The sequence below is a fragment of the Fulvimarina thalattae genome, assembly GCF_040239565.1.
Classification (GTDB): Bacteria; Pseudomonadota; Alphaproteobacteria; order Rhizobiales; family Rhizobiaceae; genus Fulvimarina.
Genome location: NZ_JBEHWS010000003.1, coordinates 259,891 through 280,187 on the forward strand (window position 1 = coordinate 259,891; position 20,297 = coordinate 280,187).

Sequence of the window (20,297 nt, forward strand, 5' to 3'; positions counted from 1 at the left end):
AACGGCGTCGGCGTCGGTTTCAGCCCCCGCGCCCTACGCCTTGCCTGACGACCGGATGATGGCCGCCATGATCTTTTCCTGAGATGCTTCGGACGTCGGCATCTCGCCGACGAAGCGCCCTTCGTTCATAACGTAGATGCGGTCGGAGATGCCGAGCAGTTCGGGCATTTCCGACGAGATCACGACGACGGCCTTGCCCTGGGCGGCAAGCTCGCCGATGATCGAGTAGATTTCGTATTTCGCCCCGACATCGATGCCGCGCGTCGGCTCGTCGAGGATGAGAACCTCGGGCCCGGCAAAGAGCCATTTGGCGAGAACCACCTTCTGCTGGTTGCCACCGGAGAGATTGATCGTCTCCTGAGCGATCGACGACGATTTGATGCGCAGCCGGTCGCGATAGTCGTTGGCGACCTTCGCCTCCTTGCGATCGCTGACGACGATGCCGCCATTGGCGATACCCGGCAGATTGGCGAGCGGCACATTGCGCCGGATAGTCTCGTCGAGGACGAGCCCATAGCCCTTGCGATCCTCGGTGACGTAGCAGATGCCGGCATCGATCGCCCGGCCGACCGTCGACGTGTCCACCGGCTTGCCGTGAAGGAGAACCTCGCCGGAGACGTAGTTTCCGTAGGACCGGCCGAACAGGCTCATGGCAAGTTCCGTGCGCCCTGCCCCCATCAGGCCGGCGATGCCGACGACTTCGCCTGAGCGCACGTTGAAGGACACATCCTTCACCACCTTGCGGCTCGAATGCTGCGGATGGGTCGCCGTCCAGTTCCTTACCTCGAAGATCGTCTCGCCGATCTTCGGTTCGCGCGGCGGGAAGCGGTCGTCGAGCGAGCGGCCCACCATGTCGCGGATGATATCATCCTCCGAGACGTTGCCGCCCGAACAGTCGAGCGTCGAGACCGCCGCGCCGTCGCGCAGGACCGTGATGGAATCGGCGATCTTCGCGATCTCGTTCAGCTTGTGCGAGATCATGATCGAGGCGATGCCGCGCTGCTTGAATTCGAGCAGCAGGTCGAGCAGGGCCTGGGAGTCCTTCTCGTTGAGCGAGGAGGTCGGCTCGTCGAGGATGAGAAGCTTCACCTCCTTCGAGAGAGCCTTGGCGATCTCGACGAGCTGCTGCTTACCGAGACCGAGATTGGTCACAAGCTCCTGCGGGCTTTCCTTGAGGCCGACGCGCTTCAGAAGCTCGCCCGTGCGCTCGAAGGTGCGCTTCCAGTCGACGACGCCCCGCTTGGCGCGTTCGTTGCCGAGAAAGATGTTCTCGGCGATCGACAGGAGCGGGATCAGCGCCAGCTCCTGATGGATGATGATGATGCCGAGGCTTTCTGAATCGCGGATTCCGGAGAACTTGCACTCCTCGCCGCGGAAGACGATCTCGCCCTCGTAGGAGCCGTGCGGATAGATGCCCGAGAGCACCTTCATGAGGGTCGACTTGCCGGCACCGTTCTCCCCGCAGAGCGCATGAATCTCGCCTTCGGCGACCTTCATGGACACGTCGTCGAGCGCTTTCACGCCGGGGAAGGTCTTGGTGATGCCCCGCATTTCGAGAATGGGCTGCATGGATTGTCTGGCTCGCGGCTGGTACCGGAAAGGGTCGATGGTCTGATTGGTTTGAGAGGCGGCACGCTAAGGCACCGCCCCTCGTCCCGGGAGGGATTATTGCAGCTGATCGGCCGTGTAGTAACCGGATTCGACGAGCATCGACTCAATGTTCTCTTTGGTCACGAGCTCGGGCTTCAGAAGGTAGGACGGGACCGTCTTGACGCCGTTGTCATAGGTCTCGGTGTCGTTGATCTCCGGCTCGCCGTCGTTGAGCACGGCCTCGACCATGGAGACGGTGACTTCCGCGAGCTTGCGGGTGTCCTTGAAGATCGTCGAATACTGGTCGCCGCGCTGGATCGCCTTGACCGAAGGCACTTCGGCATCCTGGCCGGTGATGATCGGCATGGTCAGATCGCCCGAGCCATAGCCGACGCCCTTCACCGAGGAGATGATGCCGATCGACAGGCCGTCATAAGGCGAGAGGACGCCGTGGACCTGATTGTCGCCGGTGTAGTTCGCCGAGAGGAGGTTATCCATGCGGGCCTGGGCGACCGAGCCGTCCCAGCGTAGGGTGCCCACCGTGTCCATTCCCATCTGGCCGGACGGGATGGCGATCTTGCCCTCGTCGATCAGCGGCTGGAGCACGCTCATCGCACCGTCGTAGAAGAAGTAGGCGTTGTTGTCGTCCGGCGAGCCGCCGAAGAGTTCGACGTTCCATGTCTCGGCATCTGGGAAGCGCTCTTCGAGACCCGACACGAGCGACTCGCCCTGAAGGACGCCGACCTGGAAGTTGTCGAAGGTGGCATAGTAGTCGACATCACCGGAATCGCGGATCAGGCGGTCATAGGCGATGACCGGAATGCCGGATGCAGCGGCGTTGGCCAGCGCGTTGGAGAGCGTCGTGCCGTCGATCGCCGCGATCACCAGCGCGCCGACGCCCTTGGTGATCATGTTCTCCACCTGGGAGAGCTGGTTCGGGATATCGTCTTCGGCATATTGCAGATCGGCGCCGTAACCGGCTTCCTCGAACTGCTTGACCATGTTGTTGCCGTCGTCGATCCAGCGGGCCGAGGACTTCGTCGGCATCGCGATGCCGACCGTGCCCTTGTCCTGCGCAAAGGTCGCGGACGGCTGCGCCGCCAGGATGCCGACCGCGGCTGCGGCGAGCGTCAGTGTCTTCATGAATTTCATCGAGTTTCCTCCCTTGGATGAACTGTCATGCACCCGCCACCGGGGCGGATGCGGTTTTCTCACCAGCCTGTGCGCGATCCTTCCAGGTATCGTTCATGGCAGTGTGGGTCTGGTCTTCCGCGTAGAGCGCGGTTGTCACGTCGTCGAAGGCGCTTTCGATGAGGCGGCGCATGAACAGTTCGGCCGCCTCGCCGTCGCCTGCGATGATCGCGTCTGAGACACGCTTGTGCTGGCGCAGGGTTTCCTCCTGCGGATTCTGGCGCCAGGAAAGCGAGAACGAGATGGACAGGCTCTTCTCGATCATCGCGCCAAGAGAGCGCAGGATCGGATTGCTCGTCGCTTCGAGAATGATACGATGGAAGGCGAGATCGGCGGCGATCAACGCGTCCGAGCCACGCGGGTGACGCCCCATCGCTTCGAGAGCCTCGCCGAGACGTGCCTTGTCGGCGGCACCGATCCGCGCGGCGGCCATGCGGGCGGCCACCGGCTCGTTGATCAGCCGCATTTCGTAGAGCGATTCGACGAATGTGCGCCGCTCGTCGGCAAGGAGATGCCAAGCCATCACGTCGGCATCGAGCATGTTCCATTCGTCGAAGGGAAGGACGCGCGTACCCACTTTCGGGCCAACGCGAAGCAGGCCCTTGGCCGCGAGAAGCCGCATGGCCTCACGGACGACGGTGCGCGACACGCCCCATTCGGTAGCGAGCTGACCCTCAACCGGCAGGTTGTCGCCGGGTTTGAGGATGCCGGCGGTGATCCGCCTGCCGTATTCTCCGGCGAGATCCGCCGTTCTGCTTGTCTTGCGAGCTGGGCTCGACATCGACACGAGCCTCCCACCCGAGTTCAATAATCATACCATTACAGAAGACGAGAGGCTGTTCAAGAGTGTTCGCGGGGGCTGTTCGCTTATTTGTGTGATGATTAACCAAAAGCCGCGTCATAGGCGGCGACGATCTCCTTCGCCCGATCCGCGACGTCCGAGGGGCTCATTCCGGGCTTGTAGATCGCCGTTCCCATGCCGAAACCGGTGATGCCGACATCGCGCCAAGCCTTGAAATCGGCAGGGCCGACGCCGCCGACGGCGTAGGTTTTCGTGTTGGACGGAAGGACGGCGGAGAGTGCGGCGAAGCCATCCGTGCCGAGCTTGAAGGCCGGAAAGAACTTCAGACCATCGGCGCCGGCCCGGAGTGCGGAAAACGATTCGCTCGCCGTGAAGACACCTGGATAGGAGAGCATGCCGGCGTCCTTGGTGGCGCGGATCACATCCGGGAAGGCGTCCGGCGAGACAACCATCTTGGCGTCGATCGCCGAGAGTTCGGCGACGGCTTCGACATCGAGCACGGTGCCGGCGCCGACGATCGCGGCATCGCCCGCTCGCTTCACCATCGTCGCGATGCTCTCGAAGGGTTTCGGCGAATTGAGCGGCACCTCGATCTTTGTGATGCCGGCTTCCAGAAGAATGTCGAGCACGGCTTCGGCCTCGTCCGGCTTGATACCGCGCAGGATGGCGATGATTTCCCTGTTCATCCGTCGAGCCTTTAACGTTTCAGGTTTCGATAGGCGGCGGTGAGGCCGGCCAGTGTCAGTTCGTCTCCGGGTACGGTGCGAACGGTGCCTCCCGCGAGATCGAGCGCGCCGCGATAGGCCCTCGCAAGCGCGCTTTCGCCGATGATCACCGTCTCGCCCTCTTCCCAGAACGAGCGAGCGGCGGCGAGTTCGGCGCCGATTAGGAGACCGGAGAGACGGGCGCGCGCGGCATCGGGGTTCGCATCGGTGAGGAGCGAGGCGGCGCGGATCGAGAAGAATTCGCCCGTGAGCGCGGAGGGCTGCCGAAGCACATGCGATACGGCCTCGGAGAATGCCGCTTCGTCTAACCCGTCGACTCCCACTGAATGACGCAGGATCGACTGTTTGGACATGAGCGCGAAGAGTTCGCCGGTCATGAAAGTGCGGAAGGTTTCAATACGACCGCTCGCGATCTTCGCCCATTTGGAATGAGTGCCGGGCAGACAGACTGCGCCCTCGAACTCGGGCGAGTCTGCGAGAAGACCCGCGATCTGGGTCTCCTCCCCACGCATCACGTCCGGCGGGTCGATCTGTTTCACGCCCGGCAGGATGTTGACCGCGAGGCGCCTGTCCGCGGCCTCAAATGTCACGGCCTGACTAGTGCCGGACGGGCTGCACGGACAGGCGGCATAGGGCGCCTCGACCCAACCCTGACGCGCGCCGACCATGCCGCAGCAGACCACCGGCAGGGACCCGTCCTCAGGCAGGACGTCGGCGAGAAGATCGGTCAGGACGGTTTCGAACTGGTCTTTCTGGAGAGACCCCATACCGCGATTCGAAGTGCGGTGGTCGAGCACCTGATCGTCCGTCCCCATCAGCCAGAGGCGAAGATTTGTTGTGCCCCAATCGACCGCGACCCAGACGGTTTTGGCCGGAGCTGGCCCGCTCGGACTGACTTCGTCCATCGATTGATCGTTCGCCACGTCCGCCATTCACCTGCACCTGAATTCCGATCTCCGCTCGAATAGATCGAAGCGGAAACGAGGCATAGACGATCGCCCGCGCTCTTGCACGTCGCGGTGCGGAGCCGTGCCGTCTTCGAATATCAGGCGGCGCGTTGGCGAGGGACGATGCGAAGATGGCTTGCGGTCTTGCCGCCGGGCAGATCGGCGATGCGGTCTGCGGCCTTCAACAGCTTTTCGCGATCGATGCCGGTGGTAATACCGCCCTGTTCGAAGGCGAAGTGAAGGTCCTCGGTCGCCGTGTTGCCGGTCGCACCGGGCGCGAAGGGACAGCCCCCCAGCCCAGCCGCCGCGCCTTCGATGATCGAGACGCCGACAGTGTAGGCGTAGAGCGCGTTGGCAACGCCCATGCCGAACGTGTCGTGGCCGTGGAAGGCCCAGACGGCGTCGTCGGGTCCGTCCGCCATCACTGTCTCGAAGCGCCTGGCGACTGTCATCGGATCGGCGCGGCCCGTCGTGTCGCAAAGGGCGAACTCGGCCTTCGGCGCGATCGACAGCGCCTCGGCGAAGACGCGGCGCACATCGTCGAGGGGCACCGTGCCATTGAACGGGCAGTCGAATGAAGTGGCAAGATCCACGCGCAGGCCGGAGCCATCATTTCCGGCTTCGGATACGATGGCACGGAGCTGATCGAACGACTGAGCCACTGTCTGGCGAACATTGTTCTTGTTGTGCGCCTCGGAAACCGAGACCACGAAAACGAGATCGGGATAGCCGGCTTCGAGGGCGAGGCTCGCGCCTTTGGCGTTCGGCACGAGAACGGACATGCGGCAGCCGGTCCGGCCTTTGAAATGCGCAGCGATTTCCTTCATGTCTCCCATCTGCGGGATTGCCTTCGGGCTGACGAAGGAGCCGAGCTCCATGCGCGTGACGCCCGCCGCGACGAGATCCTCGATGATCGAAATCTTCTGGTCGGTCAGCAGCGGATCGGAGATCGACTGGAATCCGTCGCGCGGAGCGACCTCGAGTAAGGTGACGGTGCCGGATTGCGCTTTGCTCATGCCGCGCCCTTTTCGATCGAGTTGTCGCGGCGCCTGGCGATCCAGTTGATGACGCCGCCGAGTTCCATGATCTCAACCTGTCTCGGTGTGAGATCGTGACGAAGGTTCAGTTCTTCGGTCGAACCGTCCTCGCGCCGGACGGTCGCCTTCACCTGCGGACCGGCCTCGATCTGCCCGCGGACGTCATTGATGGCGATCACGTCGCCGGTCTTCATGACCGGGATCTCGCAGTCGAAGACGAGCGGGAGAACGCCGAAGCTCGACAGGTTCTGCCAGTGGATGCGCGCGAAGCTTTCCGCGACCACCACGCGCAGCCCCATGATGCGGGGCACAAGGGCCGCGTTCTCGCGGCTGGAGCCCTGGCCGTAATTCTTGCGCGCGACGATAGCATGCCCGGCTTCGGCTGCTTTTGCGCGCTCCGAGTAGGTGTCGTCAACTTGCTCGAAGGCGTGTTCGGCGGTGGCAAAGACGTTCGACCAGATCGGAAGGAGCTGTCCGGCCGGGATAATGTCGTCGGTCGAGACATCGTCGCCGAGCGAGAGAAGCACCGGCACCTCGATGCGATCGGGATAGGCGTCGAAACCAGGCAGCGAGGGCGTGTGCCTGGTGCGGTAGAGTTGCGGCCGCTGGTTGCGATCCGGAAAGACGAAGCCGGCGATGTTCATCGGCATCTCGTCCGGCTCCAAGACCTGCGGATAGGCCATGTCGAGCGTCCGAGGGTCGGTGATAACGCCGGAAAGAGCGGATGCCGCGCAGGTCTCCGGACTGGCGAGGAAGACCGAATCTTCCCGCGTGCCGGAGCGGCCGGGGAAGTTACGCGGCACGGTGCGGATCGAATTTCGCCCCGTCGCCGGAGCCTGCCCCATGCCGATGCAGCCATTGCAGCCCGCTTGATGGAGCCGCGCGCCGGAGGCGATCAGCAAGCCGAGCTTGCCCTCCGAAACAAGGGTTTGAAGCGCCTGCCGGGATGACGGATTGATGTCGAGAGACACGCCCTCGGCTGCCCGCTGGCCCGCAACCATGTCGGCCACCATCGCGAAATCGCGATAGCCCGGATTGGCCGAAGAGCCGATATAGGACTGATAGACCGGCTCACCCGCGATCTCCGAAACCGGAACCACATTGCCGGGGCTCTGGGGCTTGGCGATCAGCGGTACAAGGCCCGACAGGTCGATCGTGTCGTGCCGATCGTAGGTACAGCCATCGTCGCGTGAGAGCGGCTTGAAATCATCGCCACGGCCCCGAGCTTTCAGGAAACGCTCCACGGCCTCGTCGCTCGGGAAGACGCTCGTCGTCGCGCCGAGTTCGGCGCCCATATTCGCGATGACGTGGCGGTCCATCGCGGAGAGGTTCTTCAGCCCGTCGCCGTAATATTCAATGATGCAGTTGGTGCCGCCCGAAGTGCCGTGCCGGCGCAGCATTTCGAGGATGATGTCCTTGGCGGAGACCCAGTCCGGCAGTTTGCCGGTCAGCTCTACGCCGAAAACCTTCGGACAGGAAATGTAGAAGGGTTCGCCGGCCATGGCGAGCGCCACTTCGACGCCCCCGGCCCCGATCGCCAGCATGCCGAGGGAACCGGCCGCCACAGTGTGGCTGTCCGAGCCGATGAGCGAGGCGCCGGGCACGCCAAACCGCTCCATATGCACCGGATGGCTGATGCCGTTTCCCGGGCCGGAATAGATGACGCCGAAGCGCTCGCATGCGCTCTTGAGGAATAGGTGCGAGTCGGCGGCGATCTCGTCGGACTGGACAAGGCCATGATCGATATATTGGACGGACGGATTAATGACGACACGCTCGACGCCCATGGCTTCGAGTTCGAGCATCACCAGCGTACCGAGGACGTCCTGCAGCAGCGCCTGCTCCATGTTGAGCGCGATCTCGGTGCCGGCTTTCAACTCGCCCGAGACGAGATGGCGCTTCAGCAGCTTCGTCGCGAGATTGTCAGACAACGGCTGGGGCTCCATCCTGATTGTCTTTCTGCGGCCTGAAGAGGTTCAGCATGAATTGCAGGCCGAGCATGGTGAAGCCGATCGGCAGCATGGCGTAGGGGATCCAGTTCGGCGTCCCGAAGGCAGAAGAGACGCGCTCGTTGTAGATCCAGGCGTCGTGGGTCATCAGCCAGCCGCGCCAGGCGAGGATCGCGCAAAGAGTGATCCCGACAATGCTCACGATGAAGGTCAGAACGCGCTTGCCTTTCGGGTTCATACTGTCGCGCAAGAGCGTGATCCCGATGTGCTCGCCGCGCCGCTCGACATCGGCGGCCGTCATCAGCGCCAGATAGACGACGAGAAAGGAGTTGATCTCCAGGCTCCACGAGGTCGGTGCCGCAAAAATGTAGCGCATCAGAGCGTCGTAGCTAACCGTCAGGGCCATGAAGGCGAGCGCGATCACGCCGCCCACCTGCAGCACCCAGGAGATGGCATCGATCGGTTTGAAAAGGGCCGATTTCATGGGTTTGACATCCTGCTTGTCAGGTTACTCTTCCGCTTCCTATCCCGCAGCACCGTCGTTCTCGGGCTCCGTCCCGACAATCCAGAGGCGTCGTGCGCCGAAGCGAGCCGAGAGTTCGACTGGCTCCTCGGCCCGGAGGCCGAGGATGACGACATTGGGGAGGCGGGGTGAGGAGCCGAAGCCCCACACCCAATCTCAAAACGTCTTACGCGCCTTCGCCCATTGCGAGTGCGATGGCCTTCTGGCCGACTTCCTCGCCCACTTCCTGGGTCCAGGCTTCGCGCACGTTCGCGCTCACCTCGGCGAAGCGGTCGAGAGCCGCCTGATCCGGCTCGACCACTTCCAGTCCACCCTCCTTGAACTTCGGCCAGTACTGCTTCTCGTAGTATTCGACATTGGCCTCTTCGGCGCTGTGCTCGTCGAACCACTCGACGCCGGCCATCATCGCGTCCTTGATAGCCGAATCCATTGCCTCCCAGCGCTCGGTCTGGACGAAGATGCCGATGCCGAAGGCCGTGACCGGAACCCGGTAGACCTGTTTGACCTGTTCCTGAATGGAACGGCCGTTGATGGTGGAGATGTTGGCGACCGCCGCGTCGACAGTGCCGCGCTGGAGAGCGAGATAGAGTTCGGATGACGGTATACGCACGGCCGCGCCGCCGAAATCCTCGATCGCCTTCGTCGCCTCGAAGGACACGACGCGGATCTTCTTGCCGTCGATCGCGTCGAGGTCGCGGATACCCGGATCGCCCGCCGACCAGATATATTCCGGCTCCATGATGCCGCCGCCGAGGCTGAGGCAGGTGAGGCCCTGCTTCTGGAGTTCGGTGTTGACGAGTTCGAAGAGCGGCGAACCGCGCTTCAGGCGGTCCGGGTTTTCATAGAGCGGCCCCACGACACCCGGCAGACCGGTGATGCCGAGGATCGGCAGGGATCGGGTGATGTAGCTCGTCGTGTGGAACATGAAGTCGATATTGCCGGAGCGCAGCGCCGGCAGCTGCTCGTCCGCCGACAGGAGACGGCCGGAATCGTAGAAATCGATCGTGACGGCATCGCCGTGGTTATCGTTGACGAAGTCGACGAAGCCCTGCGAGCCATAGGCGAGATCGGCGTAGGACGGCGGCAGATAGGTGACGCCCGTGAGGGTCGTCTGGGCCCGTGCCGGCACGCTCGAAAGGCCGAAGGCGGCACCGGCCGAAAGGGCGGCGGTGCCCGCGAGAACGGAACGTCTGTTGATGTTCATTTTGTCTTTCCTCCCATTGGTTTATCGCATGAGATTGGGCAGCCAGAGGCTGATGGAAGGCACCAGAACGAAGAGTGCCAGCATCAGGAACTGGATGACCACGAAGGGTAGCACCGAGCGGACGATCTCCTCGATCTTCAGCATCGGCGCCACAGCCTTGAGGGTGTAGAGATTGAGCCCGACCGGCGGCGTGATGACCGCGATCTCGAGATTCATCACGAGAATGATGCCGAACCAGAGCGGGTCATAGCCGAGCGTCGTGATGAGAGGCAGAAGGATCGGCGTCGTCACGACGATGAGCGAGACGGCGTCGACCAGCATGCCGAGCCCGACGAGGATCAGCATGATCAGCATGAGGATCACCTCGGGCGGCAGGTCGGTGCCGATGAGGAGGCTGGTGATCGAGTCCGGCACGCGCACGAGGTTCAGGTAGTCGCCGAAGATGCGCGCGCAGCCCATGATGATGAGGATGGCGCCGGAAATGCGCGCGCTCTGGCCGACGACGCGGACGACGCCCTTGAAATCCAGGCATCGGAAGATGCCGACAGCGACGAGGAAGGAGCCAACCGCGCCGAAGGCGGCCGCCTCGCTGGGTGTCGCGATGCCGGAATAGATTGCGCCCAGAACGACGACGATGAGGAGTACGGCGTGCCAGATCCCGCCGAGCGCCCTCAGCCTGTCACCCCAAGAATAGTCGATCTGTTCGGACTGCGGCGCTTCCTCCGGATTGAGACGCGCGCGGATATAGATGTATACGGATAGCGCCAGCGCGAGCGCGATTCCTGGGACGATGCCGCCGATGAAGAGATCGGCGACCGAGACCGAGGACACCGCGCCATATATAATGAGCGGCACGCTCGGCGGGATGAGCATGGCGAGGGCGCCAGACGCCACGACGCTGCCGGCGGCAAGCTGGCGGGAATAACCGCGCTCCAGCATCTGCGGCACGGCGATCGACCCGACGGCGGCGACGCCGGCGATCGAAACTCCGCTGACCGCCCCGAAGACCGCCGACGCGCCGACGGTGGAGATGGCGAGGCCGCCGCGCAGCCATTGCAGCCAGATAACGGCTGCCTTGAAGAGGTTTGCCCCCACCGGCGTCGCGGCAAGGAAGGCGCCCATCAGCACAAAGAGCGGGAGGGCCAGGAGTTCGAACGAATTCAGCTGGCCAAACAGCGAGGTGGGGCCGAAGAAGAAGGCCATCGACCCGCGCGCCATGTAAAGGCCGGTGAGGCCCGCTGCGCCGAGCGCCAGAAAGATCGGCGCGCCGAGCGCGATCAGCCCGAGCAGGATGAGGACGACGATGATAGGCTCGATCATCGATCGCTCTCCTTCGGGTGGGTGGCGGTCTTCGAGTAGATGAACTGACAATCAGACGACATTCGTCGACCTCAAACGTTCAATGGCGCTTTCGTCGTAGCCGAGCCAATCCCTCAGGACCGCATCCGTGTGCTCACCGAGCTTGGGACCGGTATGGGCGATGCCGCCCGGCGATTCTGAAAGTTTCGGGAAGACGTTCTGCATAGCCGTCGGGCCGAGGTCCGGGTCCTCGATGCGAGTGATCGATTCCCGCGCCTGAAAGTGCGGATCGTCCAGCATGTCCGGCGCGCGATAGGTGAGCCCCGCGGGTACGCCCGCATCGGAGAGCATGTCGACGATATCCGTCGCCTTATGCTGCGCGGTCCACTCGCCGATGATCCCGTCGATCTCTGCCTGGTTGCGGCCGCGCGCACGATGGGTCGCATAGCGCTCATCGGTGGCAAGTTCGGGTTGGCCCATCACCTTACAGAGGCGCTGGAACAGGCTGTCCTGATTGGCGCCGATGATGACGGACTGGTCTTCCGCTGTCGGATAGGCGTTGGAGGGCGCGATGCCCGGCAGGAAGCTGCCCGAGCGCTGGCGTATATGGCCGCCCTTGTCGTATTCGGTGACGACCGCTTCCATGACGGAGAGTACTGCTTCGAAGATCGAGGCGTCGACCATCTGGCCCTGCCCCGTAACGTTTCGATGCTGGAGCGCAAGCAATGCGCCTTGGAAGCCGCTCTGGCCGGCAAGCGTGTCGCCGATCGAGATGCCGGCACGCACGGGCGGACGATCGGGGTAGCCCGCGATATAGCGCATACCGCCCATCGCCTCGCAGACGGAGGCAAAGCCGGCACGCTCGCGGTAGGGCCCGGTCTGGCCGAAGCCGGTGACGCGAACCATGATGAGGCGCGGATTGATCTCTTTCAGTGCTTCGTAGCCGAGGCCCCACTCCTCCATACGCCCGACGCGGAAGTTCTCGACGAGGATATCCGCCTCGCGGGCAAGTTCGCGGACTACGTCCTGCGCCGCCTTCTCCCGCAGATTGAGGGTGATCGACTTCTTGCCGCGAGCGATGACGGGCCACCAAAGCGGGCGACCCTCCTCGTCGGCCTGGCCCCACTGGCGCATGGCATCGCCTGATTTCGGAGGCTCAACCTTGACGACCTCCGCGCCGAAATCGGCCAGAAGCTGGCCGCAGAACGGGCCCGCGATCAGCTGGCCCATTTCCAGCACTTTGATACCGTCGAGCGGTTTCCGCGCGGATGCGCTCATTCATGCTCCTCCCTGGCGGGGACGCTCCCACATCCCCTCCGCCGTTGAAGCGGCGGCATTTGCCTCTTTGCCGAAAGTGAAACCTATTGTATCCAATTCGTCAAGCAATCGACAGTTTATAACCGCAATCCTCCTGTTATTGTATCCAATGAGGTTTCGAGATGTCGGCCAAGGGAGAAGACGGGAAGCCCGGATTGCGGGCGGCGGACCGGGTCTATGAGGAAATCCGGCAAAACATTCTCATCGGCAAGCTGCGCCCCGGCGAGCGTTTGACGGAAGAACTGCTGGCGGAACGTTTCGGCGCGAGCCGGACCCCGGTCAGATCGGCGATCGTGCGGTTGGCGGGCGACGGCTTCGTGGACATGACCCCGCGCTCCGGCACGGTCGTCAGACAGCGCTCGATGAGGGAGATCGCCGACATCTACGATGTCAGGGCCCTTCTGGAGAGCGCGGCCGCGGGCCTCGCGGCGCAATTGCGGACGAGCGCCGATCTCGATGAACTCGAGCGCCTTCAGGATGAAATGGAGGCCGGGTTTGAAGAGGCAGATGTCCGGTCGAGCGAGAGCATCGAGAACCTGTCGCTGCTCAACAAGGCGTTTCACCAGCGCATTCTCGACGCCTCGCGAAATGCGACACTGACGGAATCCGCAAGCCGGCTCATGGATATCGGCTTCCTGATCAACACCTATACGAGCTTTTCACCCGGCGAGATCGGCCGAAGCTTCCATGAACATCGCAAGCTCCTCGATGCCATTCGCTCGCGCGACGTCCATTGGGCGGAGGCCGTGATGCGCGCGCATATCCTTGCCGGCCGAAATTCACTTGTAAGCTCGGTCGAAGCGGGAGAATGCAGCCGATAGCGGTCTGACCAACCGGTCAGGCCGCCTTGTCCGAAAAGCCCCGCTTGCGCATCAGCGCGGCCGGATCGGGCTCGCGTCCACGGAAGCTGCGATAAAGGGCGTCTGCATCCTCGCTGTCGCCAGCCGAATAGACATGGCGGAGGAGCCGCTCTGCGGTTTCGGCGTGAAACGGATCACCCGCTTCGCCAAAGGCCTCGAAGGCGTCCGAGTCCAGAACTTCCGACCAAAGATAGCTGTAATAACCGGCAGAATATCCCTCGCCCGAGAAGACGTGGGCGAAGTGCGGCGTCCGGTGGCGCATCACGATTGCCTCCGGCATGCCCAGCTCGCGCAAGGTCTGGCGTTCTGTTTCGAGTGGTTTCGGCTCGTCGCCGGCCTTCTCGTGCAGATCGAGATCGACGATGGCAGAGGCGGTGTATTCGACCGTATCGAAGCCCGCATCGAGTTTGCGCGCCGCCAGCAGCTTGCCGACGAGTTCGCTCGGCATCGGCTCGCCGGTATCGATATGGGTGGCATGCCGGTCGAGAATCTCCGGCACCGTCAGCCAGTGCTCGAAGAGCTGCGAGGGCAGTTCGACGAAATCGCGCGAGACGGACGTCCCCGAAAGGCTCGGATAGTCGACATCGGACAGGAGGCCGTGCAGCGCATGACCGAATTCGTGGAAGAGCGTCGTCGCATCGGTCAGCGACAGCAGCGCCGGCTCGCCCGCATTCGGCTTGGAGAAATTGCAGACATTATAGACGACGGGAGTCTGCCCCTCGCCCATCTTGTGCTGGGGGCGCAGAACACTCATCCATGCGCCCGACCGCTTGCCTGACCGGGCGAAATAATCGCCAAGAAAGAAGCCCTGTAGCGTTCCGTCGGCGCGCCGCACTTTCCAGGCGCGAACATCGTCGTTCCAGACAGAAAGATCGTCGATGGGCTCGAAAGTCAGGCCGAACAGCCGGTTCGCGACATCGAAGGTCGCCGCGATCATGCGATCCAGCGAGAAGTACGGCTTGAGCGCGGTCTCGTCGAAATCGAGCTCTGCCTTGCGGCGTTTCTCGGAATAGTAACGCCAGTCGGATGGCGCGAGCGGGCGATTGACGCCGTCCTCCCCGGCGATCGTTTGCAGGATCACTGCATCGGCTTCGGCGCGAGCCCGCGCCGGCTCCCAGACGCGCATCAAAAGGTCGCGGACCCGGTCCGGCGACTTCGCCATCTGGTCGTCCAGCTTGAAGGCGGCGTAGGTATCGAAACCGAGGAGCTTGGCCTTCTCGCCTCGCAGCTTGAGAATCTCGGCCATGATAGGGCGATTGTCGGACAGCCCGTCGTTTTCGCCGCGCTGACTCCACGCCTTGAAAGCGGTCGCACGCAGGTCGGCACGCTCACTCTGTTGAAGAAAGGGCACGATCAGCGAGCGCGACAGGGTGAGGACTGGCCCGTCCTTTCCGCGCTCCGATCCGGCGCTGCGAAGGGAGGAGACCAGCCAGGCCGGCAGGCCAGCAAGGCCGTCTTCCGTTAGTTCGAGGAACCAGTCGTTTTCGTCGGCGAGAATGTTCTGCGCGAAGGCTGTGAAGAGTTCCGAAAGCCGCGCTTCTATATCGGCAAGCCGCGCGCGCTGCCCGTCGTCGAGCTTGGCGCCCGAGCGCGCCATGCGCTTGAAAGTTCGTTCGGTGAGCCGTCGGGCCTGTGGAGAGATTTGCTTCATCTCTCCTCCATTGGTCGCAACCGCTTCCACCCGAGCGAAAAGTTCGGGATCCAGCGAGATCGCGGAAAAATGGCGCGACAATCGCGGATAGATCGACCGCTCAAGCGCCTGAATTTCCGGCGTAGTCGAAGTCCCTGCGATAACGGCAAAAGCGCGGGAGATCTCCGAAAGCGCGTTGCCGGATTCTTCCAAGGCGATGATCGTATTAGAGAAATCGGCCGCATCGGGCCTCTTCACGATTGCCGCGATCTCCTCTGAGTGAACCGAGATCGCACCAAGGAAGGCCTCTTCGAATCGCTTGGCGTCTCGCGACGTCGTCAGCGAAAGGAGATGGCGAAGACGCTCCTCATCCTGGGCCATGTCGTGCTGACGGGACGATTTATATTCACTCATGAACGAAATCCGCTCTTTTTGCGCGCAGCGCCCTTAAAGGCGACCTCGCACTTTCTAACCTTAACGTGGGAAACAGGCTTCACAGAGAAAATGTCAGTTGATATTGCATTTGTTACGAGTTCCCCACGGCCCCGTGCCGCCTCACGACTGAGTATTCGATGTCCAGTAACGAAGCCGGCAATTCCCTTGGTTTTCTCCTGACAGATGTCGCCCGGCTTTTCAGGCAGCAACTGGAGAAAGCAGTCATCGAAGCAGGCCTCGAACTCACCCCGGGAGAGATACGTGCTCTTTCGCATGTGGCGCGGCACGAGGGCAGCCGTCAAGCCGTGCTGGCCGAGCGGATGGGTGTCGAGCCAATGACCCTTTCGGCCTATCTGGACCGGCTCGAGATGCGGGGTCTGGTCAAGCGTTCGCCCGACCCGCACGATCGTCGCGCCAAGGTCATCAATACGACGAACAAGGCAGGGAACGTCTTTGCAAGTGCCCGGCCGATTGCGATCGAGGTCTACGATCGGGTGACCCGCGGGCTCTCCGACAGCGAACGCAAAGAGATCGAGCGGCTGCTGACACATGTTCGACAGAACATGACATCCGAGCCGGTAATCGTTCCGGACAGCGTCGAGCAAAAGGCCGTCCCACTCGCCTGAGGGAGGCTTTAACAAATCGCAGGATCTCCCAGCACGTCCGCTTGGAAACGAAGAGAGCCAGCTCCGCGCGGCTTGGTCTGGCCAATCATGACACGAGCGTGACGCCATAACGGGATGCCATACAGGCACCCGGACTTTCACAACACACTGCATTTGCCCGGTTCGCGACCGTGTCGCCAGACTTGCCGCGCCGTGATCCTACTCCCTTGTTTCACGGCCATGGCTTGGTACACTCCACGTCGACACAAGAACAGTTGAGGCGCCCTCCGTGATCTTCGGGGTAACGCGCCGGAGAGAACAGTTGGATAGCGGGAAGGAAGGGAACCGCCACAGTCGATCGTCTAATTTGAAATCGAAACGGGACAGGAAGCCTTCCTTCGACCCGTACACGAAGCAAACCGGAGCGGCAGAGCGCGATCATCCGCGCGCACCGCCCCGACTGGACGATTCCGATCGGCGGCGAAGCTCGACGCCAGACGGGTGGTCGGCTGACGCTCAGCCGCACCCGAACGACGGGACTATGACTGCGTCGCTCGATGCCAAGCGGCGACCTGATCATAACTCGACGGGTTCTGCGCAGGCAGGCGCTAAGACCGATCATCGAAACCGCAATCACCAATCACCGGGCACTTCCTCGAGCGACGGAGCAGCGGGCGGTGATGCAGCGCGGCTTTCCAAGCGCCAGAAGCGGCGTCGACGCAAGCGCGCGGCCGCAAAGAATCGATCGGCGACCGAAGAAGCAGCCGGCGAGACGACGCAGAAAGCGACCGGTTCAACCGCGTCCGAACCGTCTCGCGAACAATCGGCGAAAAAGAGCGAACCGAACCAGCGTGGCATGCGCAAGATAAGGCGCCGCAAGCCGCGCTCGCCCGGGAAGCAAGGCAACACACCCGATCAGCCGACCGATCGCAAACCTGCGGAACGTGGAAACGCGCCTCCCAAAGTCGCACGCACGCGCAACGGTGACGGCCGGAAACCGGCCACCAACGATCAGAATGTCAACGGCGCACGCGCTCAGGCCGGCCCACCGCCTGTCTATGCAGCACTGGATCTTGGAACCAACAATTGCCGCCTCCTGATGGCGGTGCCGACACGGCCCGGCCAGTTCCGAGTCGTCGACGCTTTCTCGCGGATCGTGCGCCTTGGCGAGGGGCTCGGTCGGACCGGCTCGCTGTCGCGCGACGCAATGGACCGGGCGGCCTCGGCCCTCGCCGTTTGTGCGCAGAAGATCGCGGCGCGCAACGTCACCCATATGCGTCTGATCGCGACCGAAGCCTGCCGCGCTGCGGCGAATGGTGCAGAGTTCCTCGAACGCGTCGAGCGCGATACGGGGCTCAAGCTCGAGATTGTCAGCCAGGAGGCCGAGGCGCGGCTCGCCGTCTCGGGCTGTGGTTCGCTGATCGAGCCGAGCACGCGCGGTGCCGTTCTCTTCGATATCGGCGGAGGATCTTCCGAGATCGCTCTTCTTGATCTGAGAGACGGGCCGACGCGCAAGCTCGCGAGCCGGATCGTTGCCTGGACCTCCCTCCCCATCGGCGTCGTCTCGATGGCCGAGCGCCATGGCGGGCGGAACGTGACGCCCGAGGTCTTCGAGAAGATGATCGTCGAGACGACCGAGATGATCTCCGATTTTCCCGGCCGCGACCGACTCGACAAGCTGATCGACACGCCGAAATTCCACCTTCTCGGAACGTCCGGCACGGTCACGACGCTCGCCGGTATCCATCTCAACCTCGAGCGGTACGACCGTCGTCAGGTGGACGGGCTGTGGCTTACGCAGCAGGAGGCCGACGAATTGGTCCAGCGCATTCTCGGATGGAGCTTCGAAGAGCGCGTCGCCAATCCGTGCATCGGCAGCGACCGGGCCGATCTTGTGCTGGCGGGCTGCGCGATCCTCGAAGGCATCCGCCGGGTATGGCCCGCAAGAGCCTTGCGCGTTGCCGATCGCGGCCTCAGAGAAGGCCTTCTGATCGAAATGATGATCGCCGACCGGGTCTGGGACCGGCAGGGCAGACGGAGCGCCTGATGACCAAGACCAACAATCCCCGCGGCCTCCACGTGAAGGTGAAGAAGAAGCGCGGGCTAAAGGCATCCTCCCGCCGCTGGATCGAGCGGCAGTTGAACGACCCCTACGTGCGGCAGGCAAAGGCTGACGGCTATCGGTCGCGCGCGGCCTACAAGCTGATCGAAATCGACGATCGCTACAAGCTGCTGAAGCCCGGCCAGCGCGTCGTCGATCTCGGCGCCGCGCCGGGTGGCTGGTGTCAGGTTTCGGTGGAGCGGGTTGGCTCGGCCAACGACGATATCCGCGTCGTCGGCATCGATTTTCTGGAGGTCGATCCGGTCTCGGGCACCGAGATACTGTTGATGGATTTTCTGGAGGAGGATGCGCCCGACCGGCTGATCGAGACGCTTGGCGGCGCACCCGACATCGTGCTTTCAGACATGGCCGCGCCGACCATCGGCCATCGCCAGACCGATCACCTGCGGACCATGCATCTTTGCGAGGTCGCGGCAGATTTCGCGGTGCGGACGCTGAAGCCCGGCGGGCACTTCCTGTGCAAGACATTTCAGGGCGGCACGGAGCGGGACCTTCTCGACCTGCTCAAACGCAACTTCAAGGCGGTTCATCACGTCAAGCCACCAGCGAGCCGGGACGGTTCCGTGGAGCTCTACATCCTCGCCAAGGACTTCAAGGGCCGGCGCGGGACGCAGGACGCCGACGAAATGGAAGACCCGGAGGCCGGGCCGCTCGGCTGAGGTCTGCCCGCCCTACTCGGCCGGAATCGAACGGCCCGCCACCTCGTCGCCTGCTTCCGATGAGAGCGAGAGAAACGGCAGGGCCGCCGTCATCATCAGCGCTCCCGAAACCATGAAGGCCAGTGCGAAATCGGTGATTTGAGGCGTCGTCGTTCCCATGACCGCCATGCCGGCTTCAAGCACGATGCCCGCGATCGCGACTCCCATGGCGATCGATACCTGCTGGGTCGCGGCCATCATCGCGGTGGCATCGCCTGTCTGCTGCGTTGAGAGATCGGCAAAACCCAGCGTGTTGATCCCGGTGAAGAAAAGCGAGCGGAAGAAGCCGCCGACGAGCAGAAGCCCAATCAGCGCGATGATCGATCCCGAAAGAGCCTCCAAGCCGATCGCGACGATGAGAGCGCCGCCGACCAGCGTCGAGCACATCAGCGTGGAACGGAAGCCGAAGCGCCGCAGGATCGGCTTTGCAAGCACCTTCATGACGATCGCCCCGCCCATCGAAGCGCTTGCGACAAGACCCGATTGGAGGGCGGTGTAGCCATATCCGATCTGAAGCATCAGCGGCAGCAGGAACGGCACGGCCCCGGTGCCGACCCTGAACAGGGTGCCGGCGACGACGCTTACCCGCAGCGTCGCGATCCGCAGAAGCGTCAGCCGGACGATGGGCGTCGGTGCGCGCCGCGAATGGCGGACGTAGAAGAGAGCCGAAACCGCCCCCGCAAGCACCAGAAACACGCCGAACACCGGCGGAAGGGCCGGCAGAGAGATGATCGAGAATCCGAAGACGAGGCCGGCACAGGCAAAGCCGGAGAGGAGAAAGCCCGGCGCGTCGAAGGAGACCCCACGTACCCGCTCGACGAAGGGCAGGAATCGTGTCGCAAGCAGAATACCGATCGCCCCGATGGGCAAGTTGATAAGGAATATCCAGCGCCAGTCCGAATAGGTCGCGATCGCGCCACCCAGCGGCGGACCGATAAGCGGGCCGATGAGCGCCGGGATGGTGAACCAGGCCATGGCGCCTACGAGATCGGCCTTCGGCACAGCCCGCACCAGAAGCAGCCGGCCGACCGGCGTCATCATCGCCCCGCCCACGCCCTGCAGAAAACGCGAGGCGACGAATCCTTCGAGTGAGGACGCGGCCGCACAGGCGAGAGATCCCGCCATGAAGACGGCGATGGCGAGGCGAAAGATGTTCTTGGCGCCGAACCGGTCGGCAAGCCGTCCCGATACCGGAATGAAGATCGCCAGCGACACGTAGTAGCTGGTCAGAGCCAACTTCAGCGCGATCGGGCTCGTGTTCAGGTCAGCGGCGATAACCGGCAAGGACGTAGCGATAACGGTGGCGTCCATCGTCTCCATGAAGAGCGCGACGGCAAGCACGATCGGAACGATCCGGTTCAAT

The 20,297-nt window shown here is 63.1% G+C and carries 17 protein-coding genes; 4 read left to right on the forward strand and 13 right to left on the reverse strand.

Annotated elements, in window-relative coordinates:
* Positions 1-33: 33 nt before the first annotated feature.
* The 11 genes from mmsA to ABRA89_RS06005 all read right to left on the reverse strand — a co-directional run bounded on the left by mmsA (position 34) and on the right by ABRA89_RS06005 (position 12,545).
* Positions 34-1,569: a multiple monosaccharide ABC transporter ATP-binding protein gene (gene mmsA / locus ABRA89_RS05955; RefSeq protein ID WP_349940531.1), complete on the reverse strand. Its 1,536-nt coding sequence runs from the start codon at positions 1,567-1,569 to the stop codon at positions 34-36.
* Between the two features lie 96 nt (positions 1,570-1,665).
* Positions 1,666-2,742 carry a multiple monosaccharide ABC transporter substrate-binding protein gene (gene chvE / locus ABRA89_RS05960; RefSeq protein WP_463671254.1) on the reverse strand — a complete coding sequence of 359 codons (1,077 nt, stop codon included), beginning with the start codon at positions 2,740-2,742 and terminating at the stop codon, positions 1,666-1,668.
* Positions 2,743-2,767: 25 nt separating this feature from the next.
* Entirely contained in the window at positions 2,768-3,562 is a 795-nt protein-coding gene (locus tag ABRA89_RS05965; RefSeq protein WP_349940532.1) for a FadR/GntR family transcriptional regulator, read from the reverse strand.
* Between the two features lie 101 nt (positions 3,563-3,663).
* Positions 3,664-4,269 (reverse strand): 2-dehydro-3-deoxy-6-phosphogalactonate aldolase, encoded by a 606-nt coding sequence (locus ABRA89_RS05970; RefSeq protein WP_349940533.1) that lies wholly within the window; start codon positions 4,267-4,269, stop codon positions 3,664-3,666.
* An 11-nt stretch (positions 4,270-4,280) separates the two neighbouring features.
* Complete coding sequence (locus ABRA89_RS05975; RefSeq protein WP_349940534.1) at positions 4,281-5,213, reverse strand: 2-dehydro-3-deoxygalactonokinase; 933 nt, start codon at positions 5,211-5,213, stop codon at positions 4,281-4,283.
* 140 nt (positions 5,214-5,353) lie between these two features.
* Entirely contained in the window at positions 5,354-6,271 is a 918-nt protein-coding gene (locus ABRA89_RS05980) for a hydroxymethylglutaryl-CoA lyase (RefSeq protein ID WP_349940535.1), read from the reverse strand.
* On the reverse strand, positions 6,268-8,223 hold the full coding sequence (locus ABRA89_RS05985) for an aconitate hydratase (protein ID WP_349940536.1): 1,956 nt from the start codon (positions 8,221-8,223) through the stop codon (positions 6,268-6,270). Before ABRA89_RS05985 ends, ABRA89_RS05980 begins: the two co-directional genes overlap by 4 nt.
* The gene (locus ABRA89_RS05990) at positions 8,216-8,725 is read right to left on the reverse strand and encodes a TRAP transporter small permease (RefSeq protein ID WP_349940537.1); all 510 of its coding nucleotides are present in this window, start codon (positions 8,723-8,725) and stop codon (positions 8,216-8,218) included. Before ABRA89_RS05990 ends, ABRA89_RS05985 begins: the two co-directional genes overlap by 8 nt.
* Positions 8,726-8,930: 205 nt before the next feature.
* Positions 8,931-9,968 (reverse strand): TRAP transporter substrate-binding protein, encoded by a 1,038-nt coding sequence (locus ABRA89_RS05995; protein WP_349940538.1) that lies wholly within the window; start codon positions 9,966-9,968, stop codon positions 8,931-8,933.
* A gap of 21 nt (positions 9,969-9,989) precedes the next feature.
* Positions 9,990-11,288 (reverse strand): TRAP transporter large permease, encoded by a 1,299-nt coding sequence (locus ABRA89_RS06000; RefSeq protein ID WP_349940539.1) that lies wholly within the window; start codon positions 11,286-11,288, stop codon positions 9,990-9,992.
* A gap of 51 nt (positions 11,289-11,339) precedes the next feature.
* Positions 11,340-12,545 carry a CaiB/BaiF CoA transferase family protein gene (locus tag ABRA89_RS06005; RefSeq protein WP_349940540.1) on the reverse strand — a complete coding sequence of 402 codons (1,206 nt, stop codon included), beginning with the start codon at positions 12,543-12,545 and terminating at the stop codon, positions 11,340-11,342.
* 161 nt (positions 12,546-12,706) lie between these two features.
* Between ABRA89_RS06005 and ABRA89_RS06010 the strand changes: the two genes are divergently transcribed.
* Complete coding sequence (locus ABRA89_RS06010) at positions 12,707-13,405, forward strand: GntR family transcriptional regulator (RefSeq protein ID WP_349940541.1); 699 nt, start codon at positions 12,707-12,709, stop codon at positions 13,403-13,405.
* Between the two features lie 16 nt (positions 13,406-13,421).
* Here the strand turns inward: ABRA89_RS06010 and ABRA89_RS06015 are convergent, their stop codons facing one another.
* The gene (locus ABRA89_RS06015; protein ID WP_349940542.1) at positions 13,422-15,488 is read right to left on the reverse strand and encodes a M3 family metallopeptidase; all 2,067 of its coding nucleotides are present in this window, start codon (positions 15,486-15,488) and stop codon (positions 13,422-13,424) included.
* A 158-nt stretch (positions 15,489-15,646) separates the two neighbouring features.
* Between ABRA89_RS06015 and ABRA89_RS06020 the strand changes: the two genes are divergently transcribed.
* From ABRA89_RS06020 to ABRA89_RS06030, 3 genes are all read left to right on the forward strand, one after another.
* A complete protein-coding gene (locus tag ABRA89_RS06020; protein WP_349940543.1) occupies positions 15,647-16,135 on the forward strand; it encodes a MarR family winged helix-turn-helix transcriptional regulator in 489 nt (162 codons plus the stop codon).
* Between the two features lie 520 nt (positions 16,136-16,655).
* Positions 16,656-18,161 carry a Ppx/GppA phosphatase family protein gene (locus tag ABRA89_RS06025; RefSeq protein WP_463671255.1) on the forward strand — a complete coding sequence of 502 codons (1,506 nt, stop codon included), beginning with the start codon at positions 16,656-16,658 and terminating at the stop codon, positions 18,159-18,161.
* Positions 18,161-18,895 (forward strand): RlmE family RNA methyltransferase, encoded by a 735-nt coding sequence (locus ABRA89_RS06030; RefSeq protein WP_349940545.1) that lies wholly within the window; start codon positions 18,161-18,163, stop codon positions 18,893-18,895. Before ABRA89_RS06025 ends, ABRA89_RS06030 begins: the two co-directional genes overlap by 1 nt.
* A 12-nt stretch (positions 18,896-18,907) precedes the next feature.
* Here ABRA89_RS06030 and ABRA89_RS06035 read toward each other — a convergent pair whose 3' ends face one another.
* Positions 18,908-20,296, reverse strand: a complete 1,389-nt coding sequence (locus tag ABRA89_RS06035; RefSeq protein ID WP_349940546.1) for an MFS transporter — start codon at positions 20,294-20,296, stop codon at positions 18,908-18,910.
* Between the last annotated feature and the right edge of the window lies 1 nt (position 20,297).

Coding starts and splice junctions, on each gene's coding strand:
- ABRA89_RS06000 (WP_349940539.1), bottom strand. CDS start 11,288: ATGATCGAGCCTATCATCGTCGTCCTCATCCTGCTCGGGCTGATCGCG.
- ABRA89_RS06015 (WP_349940542.1), bottom strand. CDS start 15,488: ATGAGTGAATATAAATCGTCCCGTCAGCACGACATGGCCCAGGATGAG.
- ABRA89_RS06005 (WP_349940540.1), bottom strand. CDS start 12,545: ATGAGCGCATCCGCGCGGAAACCGCTCGACGGTATCAAAGTGCTGGAA.
- ABRA89_RS05965 (WP_349940532.1), bottom strand. CDS start 3,562: ATGTCGAGCCCAGCTCGCAAGACAAGCAGAACGGCGGATCTCGCCGGA.
- mmsA (WP_349940531.1), bottom strand. CDS start 1,569: ATGCAGCCCATTCTCGAAATGCGGGGCATCACCAAGACCTTCCCCGGC.
- ABRA89_RS05990 (WP_349940537.1), bottom strand. CDS start 8,725: ATGAAATCGGCCCTTTTCAAACCGATCGATGCCATCTCCTGGGTGCTG.
- ABRA89_RS06020 (WP_349940543.1), top strand. CDS start 15,647: ATGTCCAGTAACGAAGCCGGCAATTCCCTTGGTTTTCTCCTGACAGAT.
- ABRA89_RS05970 (WP_349940533.1), bottom strand. CDS start 4,269: ATGAACAGGGAAATCATCGCCATCCTGCGCGGTATCAAGCCGGACGAG.
- ABRA89_RS06010 (WP_349940541.1), top strand. CDS start 12,707: ATGTCGGCCAAGGGAGAAGACGGGAAGCCCGGATTGCGGGCGGCGGAC.
- ABRA89_RS06025 (WP_463671255.1), top strand. CDS start 16,656: ATGACTGCGTCGCTCGATGCCAAGCGGCGACCTGATCATAACTCGACG.
- ABRA89_RS05995 (WP_349940538.1), bottom strand. CDS start 9,968: ATGAACATCAACAGACGTTCCGTTCTCGCGGGCACCGCCGCCCTTTCG.
- ABRA89_RS05980 (WP_349940535.1), bottom strand. CDS start 6,271: ATGAGCAAAGCGCAATCCGGCACCGTCACCTTACTCGAGGTCGCTCCG.
- ABRA89_RS06030 (WP_349940545.1), top strand. CDS start 18,161: ATGACCAAGACCAACAATCCCCGCGGCCTCCACGTGAAGGTGAAGAAG.
- ABRA89_RS05975 (WP_349940534.1), bottom strand. CDS start 5,213: ATGGACGAAGTCAGTCCGAGCGGGCCAGCTCCGGCCAAAACCGTCTGG.
- chvE (WP_463671254.1), bottom strand. CDS start 2,742: ATGAAATTCATGAAGACACTGACGCTCGCCGCAGCCGCGGTCGGCATC.